12 protein-coding genes and 1 pseudogene are annotated in these 20,526 nt (G+C 69.2%); 8 read left to right on the top strand and 5 right to left on the bottom strand.

All coding sequences use genetic code 11. From position 1 onward, the window contains the following. Positions 1-31: 31 nt before the first annotated feature. From ABZY57_RS02910 to pglZ, 4 genes are all read left to right on the top strand, one after another. Entirely contained in the window at positions 32-265 is a 234-nt protein-coding gene (locus tag ABZY57_RS02910) for a hypothetical protein (RefSeq protein ID WP_356507462.1), read from the top strand. Continuing rightward, entirely contained in the window at positions 262-525 is a 264-nt protein-coding gene (locus tag ABZY57_RS02905) for a hypothetical protein (protein ID WP_356507460.1), read from the top strand. Before ABZY57_RS02910 ends, ABZY57_RS02905 begins: the two co-directional genes overlap by 4 nt. A 185-nt stretch (positions 526-710) precedes the next feature. Continuing rightward, positions 711-4,607: a DUF6079 family protein gene (locus ABZY57_RS02900; RefSeq protein ID WP_356507458.1), complete on the top strand. Its 3,897-nt coding sequence runs from the start codon at positions 711-713 to the stop codon at positions 4,605-4,607. Next, positions 4,604-7,507 carry a BREX-2 system phosphatase PglZ gene (pglZ, locus tag ABZY57_RS02895; protein WP_356507456.1) on the top strand — a complete coding sequence of 968 codons (2,904 nt, stop codon included), beginning with the start codon at positions 4,604-4,606 and terminating at the stop codon, positions 7,505-7,507. The genes ABZY57_RS02900 and pglZ overlap by 4 nt, the downstream gene beginning before the upstream one ends. Positions 7,508-7,516: 9 nt before the next feature. On the opposite strand, the gene ABZY57_RS02890 is transcribed toward pglZ, so the two are convergent. Together ABZY57_RS02890 and ABZY57_RS02885 are read right to left on the bottom strand one after the other, a co-directional pair. Further along, positions 7,517-8,563 (bottom strand): CBS domain-containing protein, encoded by a 1,047-nt coding sequence (locus ABZY57_RS02890; protein ID WP_356507454.1) that lies wholly within the window; start codon positions 8,561-8,563, stop codon positions 7,517-7,519. After that, entirely contained in the window at positions 8,560-10,383 is a 1,824-nt protein-coding gene (locus ABZY57_RS02885) for a DUF262 domain-containing protein (RefSeq protein WP_356507452.1), read from the bottom strand. The genes ABZY57_RS02890 and ABZY57_RS02885 overlap by 4 nt, the downstream gene beginning before the upstream one ends. A gap of 149 nt (positions 10,384-10,532) precedes the next feature. Between ABZY57_RS02885 and brxD the strand changes: the two genes are divergently transcribed. Together brxD and ABZY57_RS02875 are read left to right on the top strand one after the other, a co-directional pair. Continuing rightward, a complete protein-coding gene (brxD, locus tag ABZY57_RS02880; RefSeq protein WP_356507450.1) occupies positions 10,533-11,867 on the top strand; it encodes a BREX system ATP-binding protein BrxD in 1,335 nt (444 codons plus the stop codon). Continuing rightward, positions 11,867-14,098: a DEAD/DEAH box helicase gene (locus ABZY57_RS02875; RefSeq protein ID WP_356507448.1), complete on the top strand. Its 2,232-nt coding sequence runs from the start codon at positions 11,867-11,869 to the stop codon at positions 14,096-14,098. Before brxD ends, ABZY57_RS02875 begins: the two co-directional genes overlap by 1 nt. A gap of 731 nt (positions 14,099-14,829) precedes the next feature. Here the strand turns inward: ABZY57_RS02875 and ABZY57_RS02870 are convergent. From ABZY57_RS02870 to ABZY57_RS02860, 3 genes and pseudogenes are all read right to left on the bottom strand, one after another. Beyond that, a pseudogene (locus tag ABZY57_RS02870) lies at positions 14,830-14,931 on the bottom strand (IS481 family transposase); the annotation flags it as partial. A 449-nt stretch (positions 14,932-15,380) separates the two neighbouring features. Continuing rightward, positions 15,381-16,715, bottom strand: coding sequence for a TRAM domain-containing protein (locus ABZY57_RS02865; RefSeq protein WP_356507446.1), 1,335 nt, complete (start codon positions 16,713-16,715; stop codon positions 15,381-15,383). A gap of 118 nt (positions 16,716-16,833) precedes the next feature. Further along, a complete protein-coding gene (locus ABZY57_RS02860) occupies positions 16,834-18,888 on the bottom strand; it encodes an APC family permease (protein ID WP_356507444.1) in 2,055 nt (684 codons plus the stop codon). Positions 18,889-19,106: 218 nt separating this feature from the next. Here ABZY57_RS02860 and ABZY57_RS02855 point away from each other — a divergent pair, with 218 nt between their 5' ends. Together ABZY57_RS02855 and ABZY57_RS02850 are read left to right on the top strand one after the other, a co-directional pair. After that, on the top strand, positions 19,107-19,775 hold the full coding sequence (locus ABZY57_RS02855; RefSeq protein ID WP_327255350.1) for a TrkA family potassium uptake protein: 669 nt from the start codon (positions 19,107-19,109) through the stop codon (positions 19,773-19,775). Next, entirely contained in the window at positions 19,772-20,434 is a 663-nt protein-coding gene (locus tag ABZY57_RS02850; RefSeq protein ID WP_214953432.1) for a TrkA family potassium uptake protein, read from the top strand. The genes ABZY57_RS02855 and ABZY57_RS02850 overlap by 4 nt, the downstream gene beginning before the upstream one ends. The last annotated feature ends 92 nt before the right edge of the window (positions 20,435-20,526 follow it).

Here is a 20,526-nt window from a genome sequence, read left to right as displayed (position 1 = left end):
AACAGCTCACCGTCAGCCGAAGGAGACCGCCATGCCCACTCCCCGCTCCTCCACCACCGCCGCCCATCGCAAGATCAAGGAAGCCCTGGACGCCCGCGACGCCCTCGCTACCGCCCTCACCCGGGCCGGTATCCAGTTGCCCGCCATGGACGTCCGTACCCCGTATCCCGACGAGACCCGCTACGCCCTCGTCCACCTCGGGCTCTGCTCCGCGCCCGTGGCGCACGCCCTCGCGGAAGTGATCACCCGGGGCGCCTCCCGGTGACGGCCGACGACGGCCCCCACCCCAGCCCCGGGCACGCCGCAACCCCCGCCATCGGCGACACCGTCCGGGACACCCGCCGCAACCGCTTCGGCATCGTCACCGACCGCATCGGCCCGTACCTCCGGCTCCGCCCCCTCACCGGCGGTCGGGCATGGGAAGCCGAATCGGAAGACACCGAGCCGGTCAGCGCGCCCGAAGTGCTCCGTGCCCGCCTCGCGGAGGTGAACGCCCGGAGCAGCAGGCCCTGTCCGGGTGGCTGAAGCGGGCCGCCGGGTCCGCGACCGCCGTTCGCTGTCAGTGGTCGCCGCCATCCTGCTCCATGGGATGTTTCCGCACATCAGGCCCGTAACCAGCGCCGATGCCGGACAATGTCCCGGGGGACTTCCTCCCCGTACCGGCACGGACTGCGACGGCGTACGCCGTCAGAAGGTGAGCGAGACGCGCAATGGCCCAGCAGCCGCCCCTCCTCCGCGATGTGATCAACATCAAGGAGTCGATCTCCACGTCCGACTTCGTCCTGCAGCTCTCCGAGGCCACCACCCCCGAGGGTGCCAAGGCCGCGCTCAAGGACTACGTCGTCACGGAACGGCTGCTGGAAAACTTCGACGAGGCCCTCGGCCTCATCAAGGCCTCCCTCGACGGACACACCTCCAAGGCCGCGTACCTCCACGGTTCCTTCGGTTCCGGTAAGTCGCACTTCATGGCCGTCCTGCACGCCCTCCTCAGCGGCAGCCCGGCCGCCCACGAGCGCGCCGACTTCGACACCGTGCTCACCAAGCACGAGTGGCTCACCACCGACGGCAAGAAGTTCCTCCTCGTTCCGTACCACATGCTCGGCGCGAAGGCCCTGGAGCAGCGGGTCCTCGGGACGTACGTGAGCCACGTCAAGAAGCTTCACCCCGAGGCGGCGACCCCCCGGGTCTACCGCACCGACTCCCTCTTCGCCGACATCCATGCCATGCGCGAGCGGATGGGCGATGAGGCCGTCATCAAGGGGCTCGCCACCATCGGCGGAGAGGCGGACGAGGACGACGAGTGGGGCGAGTCCTTCGCCTGGACGCCCAGCCTCCTCGACACCGCGCTCGCCGCCGAGGAGATCCACGAGGCCGGGTACGCGCTCAACCTCGTCGCCCCCTCCACCCCCGTGGAGCTGCGCGCCCGCCTGGTTCAGGACGCCAGCACCAATCTCCTGCCCGGCTTCACGCAGAACGCCCACGAGAACGAGCACGGCTTCATCTCCCTCGACGCCGGCCTGTCCGTGATCGCCGAGCACGCGAAGTCCATCGGCTACGACGGCCTCATCCTCTTCCTCGACGAGCTGATCCTGTGGCTGGCCACCCTCATCCACGACCAGAAGTTCGTGGGCCGCGAGGCCGGCAAAATCACCAACTTCGTGGAGGGTGCCGACGCCCGCCGGGCCATCCCGATCGTGTCCTTCATCGCCCGCCAGCGCGATCTGCGCGAGCTGGTCGGCGAGGAGCTGTCCGGGGCCGCCGAGTCCTCCATCCAGGACACCCTCAACCAGGCATCCGGCCGGTTCGACAAGATCACGCTCGAGGACCGCAACCTCCCCCAGGTCGCGCACGCCCGCCTGCTCCAGCCCAAGGACACCGAGGCCGCCGGCCTCATCACCACCGAGTTCGAGAAGACCCGTAAGGTCCGCCAGGAAGTCTGGGACACCCTCCTCGGCTCCGACCGCGGGGCCGACGGCGTCGGGGCCGACGAGGAGAGCTTCCGGCTCACCTATCCCTTCTCCCCCGCTTTCATGGACACCCTCGTCCACGTCTCCTCCGCGCTCCAGCGCAACCGCACCGGTATGAAGCTGATGGGCCAGCTCCTCGCCGACCACCGCCACGAGCTGCGCCTGGGCGACCTGATCCCCGTCGGCGACCTGTACCCGCTGATCACCGCGGGCGGCGACAAGCCGTTCACCGACAGTCTCAAGGTCGTCTTCGAGGCCGCCGACAAGCTGTACCGGACCAAGCTCCGCCCGTTCCTCCTCGCCACGTACAACGTGTCGGAGGAGGACGTCGAGCAGTACACGCAGCGCTCCGGCAGCATCACCGACGAGGAGCTGCGCGGCCGGGTGAAGACCTTCGTCGGCGACAACCGGATCGTCGGGACCCTACTGCTCTCCGCACTTGCCCCGAGCGTCCCGGCCCTCGCCGATCTGACGATCCGCCGGCTGTCCGCGCTCAACTACGGCTCGGTCGTCGCCCCGATCCCCGGCCGTGAGTACGGAATCCTCGGCAGCAAGGTCGACGACTGGGCGGGGCGCTTCCCTGAGATCAAGGTGACTGGGCCCAAGGGCAACCAGGTCGTCCGCCTGGAGCTCTCCGGTGTCGACGTCGACTCGGTCATCGCCAACGCCAACGTCAACAACAACCCGGGCAACCGCCAGGCCCTCGCCAAGCGGCTACTGGCCGAGGAGCTCGACGTCGCGCACGGCAAGCTGACCGAGGAAGTGCAGTTCGTCTGGCGCGGCACCGACCGGGCCATCGAGGTGATCTTCGGAAACCTCGCGGACGAGGACGATCTCCCCGACCACGACCTGGTGCCCCGCGAGGAGGGACGCTGGCGCCTCGCCATCGACCTTCCCTTCGACGACGGCGAGTACGGGCCCGTCGAGGACGCCAACCGCATCCGGCGCCTGCGCGAGAAGCAGCAGGACGAGCGGTCGCGCACCGTCGCCTGGCTGCCCACCCACCTCTCCAGCCAGCGGTTCGCGGACTTCTGCCGGCTCGTCGTCATCGACAAGGCCCTGGCCGACGACCAGCGCTTCGACAGCCAGTACGCCGGCCATCTGAACGCCGACAACCGGGCCCGCGCCAAGGGACTCCTGGAGAGCCAGCGCGACACGCTCCTCACCACCGTCAAGGCGGCCTTCAAGCAGGCGTACGGACTCGCCGAGAAGAAGCCTGCCGACGTGGAACTGGGCTTCGGCGACCACCTGGAGTCCTTGCGTGAGGTCGAGGGGCTCACCCTCGCCTTCGGGCAGACGCTGCGCGACGGCGTCCGCCACATCGCCGGCAAGCTCCTCGCGAGCCAGTTCCCGGAGCACCCGGAGCTCGACCCGGAGAACACCGGGACGGTCGTCAAGGCCGCCGACGCGAAGAAAGTCTTCGGGCACGTCCGGGCCGCCGCCGAGGCGCGCGATCACCGGACCGAGGTTCCGGCGGGAGACCGGGCGCTGATGCGGCGGATCGTCGGTCCGATGCGCCTCGGGCAGCAGAAGGAGGCGTACTTCGAGCTGTCGACGTTCTGGGCCGACCACTTCCGCCAGCTCGCCCGCGACAAGGGTGTCACCAGCGATCTGACCCTGATCACGCTCACCGACTGGATCGACAAGCCGTCCCCCCGGGGACTGCCCGACTTCCTCGCACGGCTCGTCGTGGCGGCCTTCGCCGAGATGGACGACCGGGTCTGGGTGCGCGAGGGCATGCCCCTCGACCCGGCCCCGGAACTGACGCAGATCAAGGACCGCGACGCCCTGCGCAGCCAGCCCTTGCCCTCCCCCGAGGACTGGGAGATGGCCCGGGAGCGCTTCGCCGCCGTCTTCGGACGGCCGGCGCCGACGATCCTGCGCGGCCGCATCGTCAACCAGTTCGCCCGGCAGATCACCGATCAGGCCCGCGGCGCCCAGGAGTTCGCTGCCGAACTGGTCCAGCGGCTGGAGGCCCATGCCGGTTTCCTGCAGCTCGACCAGACCGGCGAGAGCGGTCGCCTCGCGCTCGCCCGGCAGGCCGTGGAACTGCTGAAGGCCGTGACCGCCGCGTCGGGTCAGGGCGCCGCCGGTGCGAAGAAGACGGTGGAGGCCCTCGCCCGGTTCGACCTCGGGCAGCCGAGCGCCGAGCAGTACGGCACGTCCATCGCCCAGGCGCGCAAGGTCGCCGAAGCGCTCGCCGCCGCGTCCTGGAGCACGCTGGAGCTGGCCTCGGCCGAGGGGCCCGAAGGCGAGGCGCTGCTTGACTCCCTGCGCAATGTGGCCCGCAGCGAGCAGCAGCGGACGGACAAGCTGGAGGAGGCCCTCGTACGCACCCAGCGCGAGGTCCTGGCCCTGGTGAAGCGGAACCGCGCAGTCGCTCCGCCCGCGCCGCCCGTATCTCCCAGCCCCGCCCCGGGACCCTCCGACGTCTCGCTGAACACGACCACCAGCGATCCCCGGATCCCGTTCGACCCCCAGCAGAAGTCTGCCGCCCCTGGGCAGAAGCGCCGTACGAGCGGCGCCCGTACGACCACGGCCTCGCGCGCGGTGGCCGAACTCCAGGCAGAGCTGGCCGAGCTGGCCGCGGCCGAGCCCGGTGCCACCGTGGAGATCGTCTGGCGGGTCGTCGGCGGATGAGCATCGCCTCCGCCACGGTCGCCGTACGGCTGAACCTCGCGACCGTCACCCAGTACCTGTCGTCACAGAGCTCCCTCACCACCTCGCTGGCCGGGAGCGGTCGCCGCCGCGCTGTGCTGCTGCGCTCGGCGCCGCAGTGGGACGGCCCGGCCGAGCCCGCATGGAGTGACGGGCTGAGGGCTCGCATCGCGCCCGCGCCCTCGCCGCTCGCCGTGCACGAGCTCCTGCTCGACCACCTCGACGACAAGGCGGCCGGACCGCCGGTGCTCGTCATCCTGACCGACCGCGAGCAGAACGAGCTCGACCCGGCCATCCTGGCGCGCGCCCACAAGAAGCGCATCGACACCGTCGACAGCTGGGACGTGGTCCGCGACGCGTTCCGCGCCCAGCAGGTCGACCCACGGCTCAAGGAATCCAACTGGGCCGCGGAAGCCCTCCTCGACGCCACCCCTCCGAAGGGAGGAGGCTGGCCGCCCGTCGCCGGAGGCATGCTCTCCCGGCGCACCGCCCTGTCCTCCCTGGCCCTGCGCCGGCTCCGGCTCGGAAGGTACGACAGCGAGACGCAGGCCCCGGGCCGGGCGCCGGCGGGTGACGCCCTGGACCCGCACGCCCTGTTCGCCTGGTCCCTGGCCGCGGGCGGCCCCGAGCTCCTGCTGGAGTTGCGGCGGCCCGAGCGGGACGGACTGACCGCGTTCCTGGGGGAAGAAGACCAGGCCGGACCCGCCGGGCGGGCGCTGCTCGCCCTCGTCGCGGCCGACCACGGCGCGGACGCGGTGGCCTTCGGTCTCGTCTGTGCCGCGCTGTGGGTCCACTGTGCGCCCGACGCCGTGTCCTACCGGGCCCGGGGGCGGGCCGAGCGGTGGTTCGGAGAGCAGCCGCTCGCCAAGGGCGACGAGCTCGATCTGCTCGTGTCCCGGTTCGGAGTGGCCGCCGAGGAGTACGTCGGCTCGCTGCTGACGTCCGCGGCCCGCACCGGCGGCGGGGACTCGGAGACTTCGCGTGAGGCCAGGCGGCTCAGCGACACCGTCCTCGACCGCGCCTCCGTACTGGTCCGCCAATTCGGTGCGGAAGATGCCGCCGAGAGCAGCGCACTGCTCTCGGCAGGTCTGGAGGCACGCTTCGCGGCTGTGGGCCGGGCGCTGGCCGATGGACAGCCCCGCGCGGTCTCGGACGCCGTACGGGCTCTGGGAGAGCACAAGCGCGCCGAAGGCCCGGAAGCACTGGCGCGGGTGGAACGGGCCCGGATGGCACAGCGGTTGGCCCAGTGGTTGGCCGGCGACCCGGCCGGCGCTTCGGACACCGTCGCCGACGCCCTCCAACGGCACACCGCCGAGACCGGGTGGGTGGACAGCGCCCTCGAACACATCGAAGCGGGTGGAGATCCGGCCCCCGTCCTGAAGTCGGCGTACGACACCCTCGGTGAACAGGTGCGCCGCAAGCGGCACGAGATCGACGGCGCCTTCGCGCGCGCCTTGGCCATCTGGACCTCCGCCGGTACCGGGCCGGGCTCGATGCTGACGGTGGAGACCTTCCTCGACCGGGTCGTGAAGCCGGTCGTACGCCGGGGCACCGACCGCCGCGTCCTCCTGCTGGTCCTGGACGGGATGAGCGCGGCGATCGCCGGCGAGCTGGCCGAGGAGCTGCGCGCCTCCTGGGCCGAGTTCGATCCTCTGGACGAGGGCGCCCCGCGCCGCCGCGCAATGGCCGCCGCTCTGCCCACGCTGACCACGGTCTGTCGTACGTCGCTGTTCGCGGGAAGGCTGACCAAGGGCACGCAGGCCGACGAGAAGAAGCTCTTCCCCACCCACGCCTTCTGGGACGGAACGCCCGCCGCGGTCTTCCACAAGGACGAGCTGCGTGCCGAGGGCTCCGGCGATACCTTCGGGCCCGCCCTCACCGAGGCCCTCGGCGACGGGCGCACCCATGTCGCAGTGGTCCTCAACACCATCGACGACCGCCTCGCCAAGGAGCAGAAGCTCGGTGACGGCGCCTGGCACCTCGATGAAATAGGGCGGCTGCGCGATCTGCTGCGGGTGGCCGCCGCCCAGGGCATGGCAGTGATCCTGACCAGCGACCACGGCCACGTGGTGGACCGGCGCGACGTCAAGGTGAATGCCGCGGCCCCGGACTCGGCACGGCACCGCGCCCCCGGCGGACCCCTGTCGGAGGCGGAGATCACGCTGTCGGGCCCCCGTGTGGTCTGGCCCGAGGCGAACAGCTCGATCGTCGCTCTGTGGGATGCGGACTCGCGCTACACCACCCTCAAGGCGGGCTACCACGGAGGCGCATCCCTACGGGAGTTCACGATCCCCGTGCTCGCCTTCCTGCCCTTCGGAGCGACGCCGCCCGAGAGTTGGCGCGAGCTGGGCGACCAGCGTCCGGCGTGGTGGTTCCTGGAGGAAGCGCAGCAGCCGCCGCTTCGTACCGGCGCCCAGACCACCGCTTCACCCGTTCTCCCGGACAAACAGAGTCGGCAGAAGCCGACGAAGGCACAGGCCGAATTGGCCCAGACGCACGACTCCCTGTTCGACGTCGCTCTCGTACCGGCGGCCGAACACGAGGGGACCCTCGTCACGCCCGTTCTGGTCGCGCCGGACGATGCTCTGATCACTGCATTGCTCGTGTCCGATGCCTTCCAGGATCAGGTCGGGCTACTGGCTCGCAAGCCTCCCATTGACAAGCTGGAGAAGGCGATCCGGGCACTCCTGGAGGCCGGAGGTACCCTGCCCGTGACGGCTGTGGCGCAGCGCGTCGATTACCCGGCCACCCGTGCGGACGGCTTTGCCGCAGTACTGCGGCAAGTTCTCAACTACGACGGAGTGCAGGTCCTGCAGACCCTGCCGGACGGACGGACGCTCCGTCTCGACAGGAATCTCTTGCAGCTGCAGTTCGGGGTGTGAAGCGGTGGCTCAGCCGGCGTAGTCCCGCAGCAAGGTGGTGAAGGCGGTCAGCTCCCGCATCGACTCGAGGGGCAAAGGCTCCGCATCGAAGTGAGCGATGCGGTTCCGAACGTCCTTCACGCGTTGCAGATGGCGGACGAACTGGCCGCGGTCCAGGGATTCACACTGGAGCGCGGCCCAGTTGAGGTCCGCCTGCTGGGCCATGGCCTGCTTCTTCTGCTCCCCGTTGAGGAGATAGACGTAGTCGCCGAACGTCAGGTCCTCGACCCTGCCCGAGCGGTGCTCCGCCTTCTTGTTCGTCTGGACCGCCTTGATCGCCTCCTCTGCGAGCTTGGCTCCCAGCCACCGGCGCAGGAGGGATTCGATCTCTCCGAGCAGGAAGAAGGGGCGGGCGGCGCTCTCGAAGCGGCCGACCACGTGCGTCTGCGTCACGATGCCGGACAGGCTCCCGTCCTCACCTCGGACCAGAAGGTAGCCGTGCTCCGACAGCATCGGCAGGCAGGCGAAGAACTCCTGCCGCGCATCGGCAACCGGGAGCGACTCCTGCTGCATCGCGTTCTCCAGGCTGCTCTCCTTGCCCCGCTCGTACATGAGAGCCAGGGAACGCCAGGTGATCACTCCGTGGAGTGTCGTCATGCCCGTCGTGACGGGTATCTGCGCATAGCCTCGCTGGCGCATCAAGTACGTCGCCTGGGACAGCTCCGCCGTGAGGGACACACAATGCACCCCGCCGCGGGCGGACGGCAGGTCACCGATCCGGAGCCGCTGCGGCAGCGCGGCCGACGGAAGCGGATCCCGCTCCGCCTCGTCGGTTTCGTCAGGTTCGGGCATGGCCTGCGCCGCCGTGGCGAAGGCGACGATCTGGACACGGGCACCCGGAGCGCAGTTGGCGAAGTCCGGAAGGGTGGCGAGCCCCGCGTCAGTCAGTGCCTGCTCGATCTCGTGCACGTTCCACGGCCTGCGCACCCGCACGCCGAACAGGTCCAGCAGTTCCCCGAGGGGGACCTCTGTGCCCTTGAACGCGAGAAGCTCCTCGGTGCTCGGCTTCTGGTTCACTTGACCGCCTTGCCGTCGGTCGTGTCACGCAGGATCGTCCGCTTGCCCATGGCTGCGTACACCATGTCCTCAAGCTGCTTGGCGCGGGCCGCGTAGAACGCCTCGTAGTCGTTCTTCCTCAGGAAATACGGATCGATCAGATGCGTCGCGATGACGTCGTCGAACCACTCCCGGCGCATGTCGGAGGCAGCGGCGAGTGAGTCGATATAGGCGGCAGGCGCACCCGTGAGGGCCTGAGCCGCACGCAGGGACAGCGGTGTCTTGTTGACGATGGAGTTGGCAGGGGGGGTCTTGACCCCGTCGTACTGCCGGCGCACCCAGGCCCGGGGGAAGATGTGCCGGACGTCCACGCCGTACTCGTCCATCAGGGCGGGTTTCAGCGGCGTCTCCGTGTGGTGCCAGTCCACAGCGCCCTGCTTGATCAGCAGCGCATAGATTCCCTTGTAGGCGGCGCTGTTCCGCGTGGTGAGCGTGTCCAGCCGCTCCGGGAAGAAGTAGGCGTCGGTGACGGTCTCCGGGGCGGTACCTTCACGACGGACCCATGCCACCAGCTGTTCGACGTCCCGCGTGAAGCGGGTCTCGGTGGACCCGCCGTACATCTCGCCGAGCACGCCGCACCAGTACCACTGCGTGATCATGTCTTCCGCACCGAGCGTGTCGGTCGCCTCACCGAGGACGGCCCTGACCGCGGCGAGAGGCACAAGCTGGGTGCGGTAGGGCAGCTCGGCGGCGCGCACGATGCACTGCCTCTCGAGGAAGGCGCCGGCCCAGGCGAATGCCTTGGCAAGCCTCGGCGCGAGAAACTCGAAGTCCGCGAGGGGCAGCTCGAGGAGGTCCCGACGCTTGCAGGAGACGCCGGTGCCCAGCCCGTCCTGCTTCCGGGACCACGTGCGCACGAGTGCAACGGCCTGGAGGAAGTCGCTGCTGCTCAGTCCGTCGTCGATGCCAGCCTCGAGCCGTCCGAACACTGGGTGGCGGCCGGCCAGGTCCTCCTTGATCGCACGCCAGACCTGAGGCAGCTGGTAGTAGTCGTCGGTCCGCTCACGGTAGGCCCGGTCACCGGCGTAGGTCGCCGTCAGGAGCTCGAAGACGTTGAGAGGTACGCCCCCCGTGTTCACCCGCTCGAAGACTGCGCACACGGCGTCCATGGACGTGGAGGCAGCCAGCTTGATCATGGGTACCTGGAAGGAGCGCACCGGCTCGAGGACCTGCTCTTCGAAGCGGCTCCACCGGTCGAAGTGACCGTCGTCCATCTTCTCGTACGCTCGCCGCCAGGCGTTCACCTTCGCGGTGTCGAAAACGATGCTCAGGGGGAAGAGTCCTGCAGCACACTCCCCTTCCGCCGTGGTCAGGTCATGAACGATGTTCCGGGCGAAGTTGGATCGCTGGACCTTGTCCTCCGGTACGGACACGATGGCCTCGTCGCGGTCCGCGGGCGAGCCGATGGCGTTCTTGATGTCCGCGTAGTACCAGCGCCTGACCGAGTTGCCACGCGCGTCAGTGGTCTCGACGGGACTGTCCTGGAACAGAGCCTGGAACAACGAGGTGAGACGCTGCTGTCCGTCGAGGAGCAGCAAGCTGGGCGCCACGTCCTCCGCCACCTGCGCACCGGTGAGGGCACGGGCACGGAAGGGTGAGTCGCCCCCCGTCTCCAGCGTCATCACCACGCCCAGGGGGTAATCGAGCGTCACCGTCGCAACAATGGCGCGAATTCGATCGTCATCCCACTTCCAGTCCCGCTGGAAATCGGGCAGTTGAAGGGAGCCTGACGCCACATCTGCCAGGAGCGCCTTGAGTTTCACATTGTCGAGTCCGGCCACGTGCTTGTTCCCCACCCTCGCAGTGCTGCGCCTTCATCACGCAAGCGGCGATTAGACCAATCACGCGACATGGAGGTCAACGAGATCGTCCACACCAGTAGTCGACTTCGGCCAACCGCCGTGCGCCGCCGGAATGGGACACTGGTGACGTGAGTATCGCTGCTTCCTCCCGCCCCTCCCCGGCCAGCGCGGCGCGTCGCCGTGCGGTGATCGACGCCCTGCGCCGCGGTGCCGTTCCCGAAAGCGGGCTCGACCTCCTGGCTACCGGCCTGGACCGGTTCGAGGCAGCGCTCGATGCCGAGCTCGACACGGTCGCCTCCGGTTCGTCGGTGTTCAAGGCCGTCCGCGGGGAGTACGGGTCGGGCAAGACCTTCTTCACCCGGTGGCTCGGTGAACGGGCCAAGCGGAGGGGCTTCGCGCTGGCGGAGATCCAGATCTCCGAGACGGAGACCCCGCTCCACAAGCTGGAGACCGTCTACCGGCGCCTCACCGAGCGGCTGGCCACCGCGAGCTTCCCCCCGAGTGCGCTCCGGCCCGTAGTGGACTCATGGTTCTACACCTTGGAAGAGGATGCCCTCGCGGACGGCGCCGACGAGGAGGGTCTCCCGCAGGCAGTCGAGCAGCTGCTGACGGCGCGATTGGCCGAGGTGTCACGGCACGCGCCCTCGTTCGCCACAGCACTGCGCGGCTACAAGTCAGCCCTCGCCGGGGGCGACGAGGCGACGGCAGCGGCCGTCCTCGCCTGGCTGGGCGGCCAGCCACATGTGGCTGCGGCAGCCCGGCGCTCCGCCGGAGTCCGCGGCGACCTCGATCACTTCGGGGCCTTCGGCTTCCTGCAGGGCCTCCTCACCGTGCTGCGCGACTCCGGACACAACGGTCTGTTCGTCGTCCTGGACGAGGTCGAGACCCTGCAGCGCGTACGTTCGGATGCACGGGACAAGGCGTTGAACGCCCTTCGGCAGCTCATCGACGAGGTGCACTCCGGCCGGTTCCCCGGCCTCTATCTCCTGATCACCGGAACTCCGGCGTTCTACGACGGACAGCAGGGGGTTCAGCGGCTCGCTCCTCTCGCCCAGCGCCTCGCCACCGATTTCACCACCGACCCGCGCTTCGACAATCCGCGTGCTGTGCAAGTCCGGCTGCCGGGCTTCACCCAGGAGTCTCTGGTCGGCCTCGGAGTGACCATCCGCGACCTGTATGCGCAGGGTGCCTCTTCGCCGGACCGTGTGAAGTCACTCGCCGACGATGCGTACGTTGCCGACCTCGCCCGGGCGGTGGGCGGAGCCCTCGGGGGAAAGGCAGGTGTGGCGCCGCGACTGTTCCTCAAGAAGCTGGTCGGTGACGTCCTGGACCGCGTGGACCAGTTCGAGGACTTCGACCCCCGTCAGCACTACCGGCTGACCGTGACGAGCAGCGAACTCACGGACGTGGAGCGCAATCACGCGGCATCCGGATCAGCCGACGACATCGACCTGGACGTGTGATGAGCCGAGACGAGGCCGGGGATGCCGGGTCCGCCCACACCACCACCCACCGACCCGGCGCGGACCCCGTCGACCGACTTGACCCCGTAGTCCTCCACCATGTCGTGAACACGTTGGGCTGGCCTGACCTACGCCCTCTACAACGGGCCTCGATCGATCCCCTCATGGACGGCGAAGACGCCGTGCTGCTCGCGCCCACTGCGGGTGGCAAGACCGAGGCAGCATGCCTGCCCATTCTTTCTGCGATGTCCCGCGAGCGCTGGTCCGGAACGTCCGTTCTCTACCTGTGCCCGCTCAAAGCACTCCTCAACAACCTGGTGACCCGCGTCGACTCCTACGCTCGATGGCTCGGCCGCAGGGCCGAGCTGTGGCACGGAGACACCAAGGAGTCCCAGCGCAGGCGCATCCGTACGGATTCACCCGACATCCTCCTCACCACGCCCGAGTCACTCGAGGCCATGCTCATCGGGGTGAAGACCGACCACGCCCATCTTCTGAGCGGGGTCCGGGCGGTCGTGGTGGACGAGGTGCACGCGTTCGCGGGCGACGATCGCGGCTGGCACCTGCTCGCCGTGCTGGAACGTCTGGAGCAGGTAACAGAACGCCCCATCCAGCGGATCGGTCTCTCCGCAACCGTCGGGAACCCGGAGCAGCTCCTCACCTGGCTTCAAGGTTCCGGTGCGGGCAAACGCCCGGGCCGGGTCGTCGCCCCGGACCTCGCGCTCTCGCCCGCTGCCGACCCGACCGTGGCCGCCACAAACGGCAACCTCCGGCCGCCGGGCGAGGTGGAGCTGGACTACGTGGGCTCCCTCGACAACGCGTCCAAGTTGATCGCAGCTCTGCACAGGGGTGAGAAGCGGCTGGTGTTCTGCGAGTCCAGACGACAGGTGGAGGAGCTGGGAGCCGCTCTGCGAGCACGCGAAGTGACGGTGTTCCTCTCGCACGCCTCGCTCTCGGCCGAGGAAAGAGCCCGGTCGGAGCAGGCCTTCGCGGAGGCACGCGACTGCGTCATCGTCTCCACCTCCACACTGGAGCTAGGCATCGACGTGGGCGACTTGGACCGCGTCATCCAGATCGACTCGCCCCGTACAGTGGCGTCCTTCCTCCAGCGCATCGGCCGTACCGGGCGGCGCTCGGGGACCACGCGCAACTGCCTGTTCCTCGCCACCACCAAGGACACCCTGCTACAGGCCGCCGCTCTCCTGCTGCTCTGGGGCCGCGGCTGGGTCGAGCCGGTGATCCCTCCGCCACAGCCGCGCCACCTCGTGGCACAACAGCTGCTCGCCGCCACGCTCCAACAACACCGCATCGGCAACCGGACATGGGAAGGAATGTGGAACGGGCTGGCCCCGTTCGACGGATCGGCGGCTCCCATCCTGCGACACCTGGTGGACGAGGGGTTCCTCGACGAGGACGGCAGCATGCTCTTCATCGGTCCCGAGGCGGAGCGGCGATTCGGCCGGCGTCACTTCATCGAGCTGACCGCTTCCTTCACCGCTCCCCCTCAGTTCACGGTCCTGTCCGGTCGTACCGAGATCGGGCAGACCGACCCTTCCGTGTTGACGGAGGAGCGGCCGGGCCCGCGCCGGTTGCTCCTCGGCGGACGCAGCTGGCAGGTGACGTTCATCGACTGGGGACGCAAGCGGGCTTTCGTCGAGCCTGCCGATGGTGGCGGCATCGCCAAGTGGACGGGCGGGTCGCTCGCCGGCCTCTCGTACGCCTTGACCCGCTCGATGCGCGACGTAGTTCTCGGAGCAGACCCCCTGGTTTCTCTCACCCGTCGGGCCGAGGGTTGCCTGACCGAGTGGCGCGAGGACGAAGCTCCTCAAATCGCCCACGCTGACGGCTCCCTGATCACCCGACTTGGAACGGATGTGCGGTGGTGGACATGGGCCGGCTACCGAGCGAACGCGACACTCGCTGCCACGCTTCCGTCGATCAGTGACCCAGTTCAACGGCCGACGGACTGCTACATGCGGCTACGAGAAGACCTGACAGCCGACATGTGGCGAATGGCTCGTCAGGATGCTGACAACGGAAACGCCCTGGTGCTACCTGATGTCGACCACCGGGCGGTACACGGCCTGAAGTTCTCAGCAGCGCTCCCCCAGCGCCTTGCGGTGGCCACCGTTGCCGCGCGGCTGGCAGACTTCGACGGAGCGCGCACGGCACTGCAAGGTCCAGTCCGTTTCCATACCGGATCCCTCACGCGAGACGACGGCAGGCCTTGATACTGGCGACGGTGTCTGACGTCGTCAGTGCCGCCGTTTGGCATTCGTCAGCCGCGAAGCACCACACCGTCGAGGTGGCGTCTCAGGACGTCGTGCCCTGCTCGCCGCCTCAGACAGAGACGGGACTTCGCTCCGGTAGGCGAAGGCCCCGAAGATCCGTAGGGCACGGACACGGAGATCAGGGTCGGCAACGATTCGGCTACAGGGCCTGGTGAGGCTCAGGACGGCTCCGTGTACGGCATACCGGACGCTCCTGCCTCGGAGCGGCGCAGGCTGTCTCATGAACCCGCAGAAGATACTCGCGGCTGCCCCTCTGACGGACGACGAACGAACCGCGTTGGACGGTGCCAATCCTTCCGGCGGTTTGGATTGTCCGTGGCCGTACCTCGAGCGATCCGTGCGACGGTGAACAGAGGGGTGGATCGCTCGGCTGTAGCTCGCTGTGCAGCGTGCTTACGCGAGTCCGGGTACACCACAGTGAGGCCCACATCCTGATCATTGCTTCGGGGAGGACCCCGGTTCGGGCGGCGGCAGCACTGACGGCCAGCAGGAGCGGGCGGACGTACGAGCACCCAATGAAGAAGGAGTTCGTGCGACGCCAGAAGGCGATGGCGGTGCCTGGCGCTCGTCGTTGAGGACTCTCCTGTAGCCGATCACCGGCTTGCAGCTCTTGCGTTCCCAGGTGGTAGCCCGGCCGTTGCGTTCGCCGGCCCGCCTGCCGACGGTCACCACCCGCCGCCGCCGGTGATGCTGCCGAGCTTCTTGATGTCGACATCGGCCAGTTCGCCCGACCGGGCGCGTTCGAAGCGGCAGATCGGCTCGCCGGTTGGCCGGCCGAAGGTCCCCAGCTGCTAACCGACACAGCATGCCCACGTAGCGTGAGGCGCCTCGCTTGGAGTACGAGTCCCATGGACCACGATGCCATCCACTCCCCAGTCTCGAAAGGCTTGCACAGTCGGGCACTGACTCAGAGATGCCGTTACGGGGACCGCTTACTACTTAGATGTTCGGACAGCAAAGGGCTGCTTACCTACCAATCCCGAGCCCCATCACATCGGCCCGGCCCCGTGCTTGGACGTGGCCGGGCCGATGTGATGGGGCTTCAGAACGTGCGTCATTCGAACGTCAGAAGCTTGAGGAGTGCCCGGGCACCGCTAGCAACGACCGCGGCTCTCCGCACTGAAACCGCAGGTCAAGCAGTCCTCGCAAGCTCCAACAGACCTTCACGCGTCGCGTGCGCGGAAACAAGTCGAGCAGCTGAAGAATTCCGAAAAACCGCAGGTCAGGCGTCCTTCGCCACCCGCTCCAGGATCGCCACGCACTCCACGTGGTGCGTCATCGGGAAGAGGTCGAAGGCGCGCAGGGTGCGGACCTTGTAGCCCGCCTCCTGGAAGTAGCCCAGGTCGCGGGCGAGGGCTGCCGGGTCGCAGGCCACGTAGGCGATGCGGCGCGGGGTGAGGCCGGCGACCTGGCGGACCGTCTGCTTGCCGGCGCCCGCGCGGGGCGGGTCCAGGACGACCAGGTCGCACTCGGTGATGCCGGTCTTCGGGAGGATCTGCTCGACCTTGCCCTGCTCGATGCGGACGCGGGGGAAGTCGGTGAGGTTGTGGCGGGCGTCCTCGACCGCGCGCTTCGTGGACTCGATGCCGAGCACCGCGCCGGTGTCGCCGAGGCGTTCCGCGAGGGCGCCGGCGAAGATGCCGACGCCGCAGTAGAGGTCGAGGGCCATCTCGCCCTTGCGCGGCATCAGGCCCTGCATGACGGCCTTGATCAGGGTGTCGGCGGCCTGGGGGTGGACCTGCCAGAAGCCGCCCATGCCCACGCGGTACGTGCGGCCGTCCGCGCGCTCGCGCACGAAGGGGCGGCCGTGGACGCGGTGGACCCCGCCGTCCTTCTCCTCGACCCGGAGGACCGAGACCGGCTTGTCGAGTTCGACCAGCGGGAGGCGGCCGCCCGGGCGCGGGGTCAGGACGACCTGGCGGTCGCTCGAGCCGGTGGCGGCGATGGCCTCGACGGTCTCCATCTGGGGCCAGTCCTGCGCCTCGATGCCGAGCTCGGTGACGCCGGGCGCCGCGATCATGCAGTGGTCGACCGGCTGGATCTCGTGCGAGCGGTGCTTGCGCAGGCCCACGACGCCGTCCTCGTCGATCGCGTACTGCACGCGGGTGCGCCACTGCGGGACCTGCCCTGCGGGCACCTTGTCGCCCTCGGCCGGCATGACCGTACCGTCCCAGCCGGCCTGCTCCGGGGTGAGGCCGGCGAGCCGCAGCAGCTGCTCGGCGATGACCTCGCCCTTGAGCCGGCGCTGGGCGCCCGGCTTGGCGTGCTGCCAGTCGCAGCCGCCGCACTTGCCGGGGCCGGCGTACGGGCAGGGGGCCGGGGTGCGGTCCTTGGAGGGGTCGAGGACGGTGATGGCGTCGGCGCGCAGGAAGCGGGAGTCGACGTCGCCCTCGGTCACGCGCGCGACGATCTTCTCGCCGGGCAGCGTGTGCCGGACGAACAGGACGCGGCCCTCGGCGGTCCGGGCGATGCAGTGCCCGCCGTGCGCGACGGGGCCGACCTCGACCTCGTACTCCTCCCCGACCAGTGACTGCTTCTCGTTCTGCTCGCTCGTCATGGTGGGGAGACTCCAAGGATGTGGATCAGAAGATCAAAAAGGAACGGCCGGACGACCGACCCACCAGTTTACGTGGATCTCGTCCGGCCGTTCGCCACCCCGGTTCCGGGGCTGCGGACTACTTCGCCGCGGGGTCCTTCGGACGCGGACGCGGGGTGTCGACCGGCCCGCGGCGCACCGCGCCCGGGGCGTTCCACTCCGCGCGCTTCTTCGCCCGCTTCTTCGCCAGCTCCGAGGACTCCAGCTGGTAGGGCACCGAGGTGACCATCACGCCGGGGGTGAAGAGGAGCCGGCCCTTGAGGCGCAGGGCGCTCTGGTTGTGCAGCAGGTGCTCGTACCAGCGTCCGACCACGTACTCGGGGATGTACACGCTGACGGCGTCGCGCGGGTTCTCGCTGCGCAGGCCCTTCACGTACTCGACGACCGGGCGGGTGATCTCGCGGTACGGGGAGTCCAGGATCTTGAGCGGGACGTTGATGCCGCGCCGCTCCCACTCCTCGCGCAGCGCCTTGGTCTCGATCGGGTCGACGCTGATGCTGAGCGCCTCCAGCCGGTCCGAGCGGGTCAGCTTGGCGAAGGCCAGGGCGCGCAGGGTGGGCTTGTGGACCTTGGAGACCAGGACGATGGAGTGGACCCGCGAGGGGCGCACGCTGTCGTCGCTCGGGCCCTCGGCCGCCGCGATCTCCTCGGAGACCCGGTCGTAGTGCTTGCGGATCGCGGTCATCGTTCCGTAGAAGATGACCATGCCGAGCAGGGCGACCCAGGCGCCGTGGGTGAACTTGGTGGCCAGGACGACCACCAGCACCATGCCGGTGAAGAAGGCGCCGAAGGTGTTGATCGCCCGGGAGCGGTGCATCCGGCGGCGCGCGGCCGGGTCGCGCTCCTTGCGCAGGTGGCGGTTCCAGTGCCGGACCATGCCGATCTGGCTCAGCGTGAAGGAGACGAACACGCCGACGATGTAGAGCTGGATCAGCTTCGTCGAGTCGGCGTCGTAGATCCACACGAGCAGCATCGCGGCGCCCGCGAGCAGCACGATGCCGTTGGAGAAGGCGAGGCGGTCGCCGCGGGTGTGCAGCTGGCGCGGCAGGTAGCGGTCCTGGGCGAGGATCGAGCCGAGCAGCGGGAAGCCGTTGTACGCGGTGTTCGCGGCGAGGAAGAGGACCAGCGCGGTGGCCGCGGCGAGCACGATGAAGAGGAAGCTGCCGTTGCCGAAGACGGCCTCGGCGACCTGGGAGATGACCGGGTGCTGGACGAAGTCGGGGCCGACCGGGGTGCCGTTCTCCAGGAGGTCCTCGGAGGGGTTCTCGGCCATCTTGACGTCGGTCGCCATGGCCAGGGCGATGATCCCGCAGAACATGGTGACGGCCAGGCCGCCCATGAGGGCGAGGGTGGTGGCCGCGTTCTTGCTCTTGGGCTTGCGGAAGGCGGGCACGCCGTTGCTGATGGCCTCGACGCCCGTGAGCGCGGCGCAGCCGGAGGAGAAGGCGCGCAGCAGCAGGAAGACCAGCGCGAAGCCGGCGAGCCCCTCGTGCTCGGGTTTGATCTCCAGGTCGGCCGTCGGGGCCTGCATGGTGTCGTTCAGGACCAGGCCGCGCCAGGCGCCCCAGGCGATCATCACGAAGACGGCGCCGACGAACACGTAGGTGGGGATGGCGAAGAGGTTCCCGGATTCCTTCACGCCGCGCAGGTTCATCAGTGTGAGGAGCAGGATCATGAGGATCGCGGAGAGCACTTTGTGCTCGATGACGAAATCGACGGCGGAGCCGAGGTTCTCGACTCCGGAGGAGATCGACACGGCGACCGTCAGGACGTAGTCGACGAGCAGGGCGCTCGCGACGGTGAGACCGGCCTTCGGCCCGAGGTTGGTGTTGGCGACCTCGTAGTCACCGCCGCCGCTGGGGTAGGCGTGGACGTTCTGCCGGTAGGAGGCGACCACGGTGAACATCAGCACGACGACCGCGAGGGCGATCCAGGGGCTGAAGTGGTACGCCGACACGCCTGCGATCGAGAGGACCAGCAGGACCTCGCCCGGGGCATATGCCACCGAGGAGAGCGGGTCGGACGCGAACACGGGGAGGGCGATCCGCTTGGGAAGGAGGGTTTCCCCGAGGCGGTCGCTTCGTAGCGCCCGGCCGATCAGGATCCGTTTGGGCACGTCGGTCAGTTTGGACACGCAGAGGATCGTAAGCGTTCGAAATCGGCCTGACGAACCCCCACCCCACTACGACGGGAAGTCCCTCCGCATCCAGGGCAATGGAGCGCCACCTCCCGCGCAAATGGTCACACTGGTGACCGCCCGTGTGTAGCTTGGGCCATGGTCTGAGACCCTGTTAAGCCAGAGCAGCAATGAGGCTGGAACCCAGCGAGCCGCTGACAGCCGGAAGGACGGCCGTGCACATCGTCATTATGGGCTGCGGAAGAGTGGGCTCCGCCCTCGCGCAGACCCTGGAACAGCAGGGGCATACGGTCGCGGTCATCGACCAGGACCCCACCGCATTCCGCCGGCTGGGAGCCGGATTCGGCGGCCGCCGCGTCACCGGAGTCGGCTTCGACCAGGACACGCTGCGCGAGGCCGGCATCGAGGAGGCGGGCGCCTTCGCCGCGGTGAGCAGTGGTGACAATTCCAACATCATCGCCGCCAGGGTGGCCCGTGAGATGTTCGGCGTCGAGAACGTCGCCGCCCGCATCTACGACCCCAAGCGCGCCGAGGTCTACCAGCGCCTGGGCATCCCCACCGTCGCCACCGTGCGGTGGACGGCCGACCAGATGCTGCGCCGGCTGCTGCCTTCCGGCGCCGAGCCGCTGTGGCGCGATCCGAGCGGCGGTGTCCAGCTCGCGGAGGTGCACACCTCCACCGCCTGGATCGGCCAGAAGGTCAGCCGGCTGCAGGAAGAGACCGGCGTCCGCGTCGCCTTCCTCACCCGGCTGGGCGAGGCCATGCTGCCGACGTCGGCGACCGTCCTCCAGGAGGGCGACCTCGTCCACGTGATGATGCGGACGGACGAGATCGACAAGGTGGAGGCCGCCTTCGCCGAGGGGCCTGAGGAGGCACACGCATGAGGGTCGCGATCGCCGGAGCCGGCGCGGTGGGCCGTTCCATCGCGGGCGAGCTCCTGGAGAACGGCCACGAGGTGCTCCTCGTGGACAAGGCCCCGACCGCCATCTCGGTGGAGCGGGTGCCGCAGGCCGAATGGCTGCTGGCCGACGCCTGCGAGATCACCTCGCTCGACGAGGCGGCGCTCCAGCGCTGCAACGTGGTCATCGCCGCGACCGGTGACGACAAGGTCAACCTGGTCGTCTCCCTCCTCGCCAAGACCGAGTACGGGGTCCCCCGGGTCGTGGCGCGGGTGAACAACCCGAAGAACGAGTGGCTCTTCAACGAGTCCTGGGGCGTCGACGTCGCCGTCTCCACGCCGCGCCTGATGTCGGCGCTGGTCGAGGAGGCCGTCAGCGTCGGCGACCTGGTCCGGCTGCTGCGCTTCAGCCACGGCGACGCCAACCTCGTCGAGCTGACCCTGCCCGCCGACTCCCAGGTCGCGGGCAAGCAGATCAGCGAGATCACCTGGCCCGAGGACACCTCGCTGGTCACGATCATCCGGGGCAACCGGGTGCTCACGCCGCACGGCGAGGAGACCCTGGAGCCGGGCGACGAGCTCCTCTTCGTGGCCGCCCAGGCCCGTGAGGAGCAGCTGGAGGACCTCCTCCAGGCCGCGGACTGACCCGGGGTCCCGCTGAACCGCCGAAGGGGGGGGCGGCCCCCACCGGCGGCCGCCCCCGGCCCCGCGCCGGCGGCCGGCGTGGGGCGTCGGCG

This window comes from Streptomyces sp. NPDC006450, from assembly GCF_040612195.1.
Classification (GTDB): Bacteria; Actinomycetota; Actinomycetes; order Streptomycetales; family Streptomycetaceae; genus Streptomyces.
This window is presented reverse-complemented; position numbering and strand designations above follow the sequence as displayed.